We start from the raw sequence: 1,479 nt of genomic DNA, 5'->3' as shown, positions 1-1,479 counted from the left end.
GATCGTGGTGTGGGCATGATTCATCGCCACCACGATTGAGCCGCCGCTGCTCGTGACCAGATCGCCGCCTACGTAGAGCCCCTTTGTGGAGGTTTGCAGGTTTTCATCCACGATCGGCACGCCGTTTGCGTCGTATGCGATACCGCATTTTTTCAAAAAATCGATCGGGCTCGTGCCGCCGATCGCATAGATCACGCGGTCAAACACCAGCTCGGTGCCGTCTTCAAATTTAACGAGCACCTTGCCGTTTTCGTTCTCAAGCGCCGCTATATCAAGGCCTAGGCGCAAGATGATATTGCCGTATCTGACCTCGTGCTTGATGTCGTTTTCGTTCGTCTCGTTTAGACGGGTAAATTTTGGCTTGCGATAGCAAAGCGTCACGACATTGGTTTTACACAGCGCTATGGCATATTCCGCGGCGGAATTGCCACCTCCGACGACTAGAATTTTTTCATTGATCGTGCATTTATCGAGATTTACCCGCTGTGTAATGGACGGCGGAATTTTATAGGCGGGCTTATTCGGTTTGCCCATTCTGCCGATTGCAATGATAACGTTATGCGCGCGGTAGCCGGCGCTTGCCGTGGTGATGCAGAACGGATCATCGCCGTGCTTTTCGATCTTTTCGACCTCGCTTTTGAAATTCGTATCGATCTTGTCGTTATCCAGCAGCTCGTCGAAGTAATTCAGTACGCTCTCCTTCGTGCCGGTTTCAAACGAGATCGAGCCGCGAGTTTCGCTATCCATCCCCTTGTATTCTTTATCTACGCGCTTTTTGTCCTTATAAAACTGCCTGATGGTTTGGGAGTGGTTGTCGCCCTTTTCGAGCAGCAATACGCGCGCTAAGCCATTTCTCTTCGCTTCGACAACCGAGGCGATCCCGCAGGGGCCGCCGCCGATGACGACTAGATCGTAAACGTCCGTCATAGCTTTCCTTTGATTCTTTAAATTTTGGGCAAAATTATAGTGAATTTTCCATTAAAAACAGTAGAATTTCCGAGCGATTTCGCGACTTAGTTTAAAATTTAGCGCTTTGCGGCAGGCGCCCAGGCTAAATTTAAAAAGATAAAATTTTTAGCTGAGTTAAATTTAAAATTTCACGGTGCCCAAATCTATTCGCAAAGCTCATGCAGCGGAGCAATGGAAGCGGCGGCAAGGGCGGCAAATTTTAAAATTTCACCGCCCTGGCAGGAGTTTTTAGTAGAAGCTTTAAGGCTAGTTAAAATTTAGCGTATACTTTATGCTAAAGTTAAATTCCGTATCCTTTTCGACCTTCGGGAAGCTGTCCTTGGTGCGCTCGACTGCGCTTAATGCGCCCTCATCGAGCGAATCGACACTCGAGGAAGACGCAACGCGAAGCCCCTTAACATCGCCGCTTGCCGTATAGGTAAAGCGCACGCCTACGATGCCCGTTTTACGCATACGCTGGGCATTTTTAGGATAGTGCGACTGCGCGTAGCGCGAAATGATGGCGAAAAT

2 protein-coding genes are annotated in these 1,479 nt (G+C 49.1%); both read right to left on the bottom strand.

Annotation, left to right across the window (positions count from 1 at the left end; genetic code table 11):
* Positions 1-927, bottom strand: a 927-nt coding sequence (locus Q0236_RS03895; protein ID WP_297915319.1) for an NAD(P)-binding domain-containing protein, incomplete at its 3' end; no start/stop codon positions are given.
* Between the two features lie 288 nt (positions 928-1,215).
* A partial coding sequence (locus tag Q0236_RS03890; protein ID WP_297915317.1) for an energy transducer TonB occupies positions 1,216-1,479 on the bottom strand: 264 nt, incomplete at its 5' end.

The organism is uncultured Campylobacter sp. (genome assembly GCF_938031315.1).
In the GTDB taxonomy this organism is placed as follows: Bacteria; Campylobacterota; Campylobacteria; order Campylobacterales; family Campylobacteraceae; genus Campylobacter_B.
The sequence above is the reverse complement of the archived record's forward strand: the minus strand, read 5'-3'. Positions and strand labels throughout refer to the sequence as shown.